Source organism: Nocardiopsis sp. NPDC055879, assembly GCF_053615935.1.
In genome coordinates this window covers 1-1062 of record NZ_JBSHCT010000112.1, presented here as the reverse complement: position 1 = coordinate 1062, position 1062 = coordinate 1, and the positions used below count along the sequence as shown (strand labels likewise).

The 1062-nt window shown below is 66.3% G+C and carries 1 protein-coding gene; it reads left to right on the top strand.

Annotation, left to right across the window (positions count from 1 at the left end; genetic code table 11):
• Positions 1-51: 51 nt before the first annotated feature.
• Positions 52-1062 (top strand): DUF222 domain-containing protein (locus ACWGKS_RS30115; RefSeq protein ID WP_452525129.1); only part of this gene is annotated, 1011 nt, incomplete at its 3' end.

Below are 1062 nucleotides of genomic sequence, written 5' to 3'. Positions count from 1 at the left end.
ACCGGGAACACCCCGGTCGATAAAGCGATGGCGGGTGCCCGGGAGATAGCGGTGGAATTCTCCGAACGGGATATCCCGTTCGGGTGCGAAACCGAGGTGCTCGCCCAGTTTCGCCGGCTCAACCAGGAAACAGACCGGATCCGCTACGGGATGCTGCCCGCCCTGGCCCGCATGGAGGCCACCGGTGCCCTGTTGGAAGAGGGTGGCCAGCGCAGCATCCAGGCGTGGATCACCCACCAGTGGGGCACCTCCCCGGCCGAGGCCAAGAGCCTCGCCACCCTCGCCCGGGCGTTGTACAAGCAGCAGCTGCCGCTCGTGGAAGAAGCGTTCGGGAAACAGACTCTGTCTTTGGGTGAGGCGTGCGCGATCGCGACCTCCACCGAAAAGGCCACCACCGAGTGGGCGAAGGTCCTCGAAACGGCGGATGAGGAATTCCGTGCCCAGCGTCCTTCGGTGGAGGGGTTTCGGGCCCGGTTGGAATACGGGCTGATCGGCTTCAAGACCGAGTGCCCGCAGGCCTCGGTGCGCCAGTTGCGGGACGCGGCGAAATGGTTCGTCGCCCGCCTGGACCCGGATAAGGCCGACCGGGACTACGATGAAACGTTCAAGAACCGGGGCGCCCAATTCTCACCCACGTTCGAGTCCGGGTTTTTGCTGCGGATGTGGGGGCCGGGGGCCGACCACGAACTCATCCAGGCCGCCCTGCAGGCTTACACGGAGCCGTATGAGCCGGAGAACGCCGCGATGCCGAAGCATCAGCGCACCTATGACGCGATGATGCGCATCTTCGAGACCGCTCTGACCCACCGGGATTGCTCCAGCCTGAGCCGCCAACCGTTGGCCACGTTGAACATCACCGTCCCCCTGAAGCGCTTCCTGGGCGATGGGACGGCTGAGCCCGCCACCACCGAGGATGGTGTGGTCATCCCTGATCAGATGGTGGCCCGCCTGACCCCCCACAGCTGGCTGCGCCGGTTCGTGACCGACGAACAGGGCCGCACCTTGTTGGATGTGGGGCGCAAGCAGCGGTGCGCTCCGGATCCGGTGCGCCAGGCGGCCGGG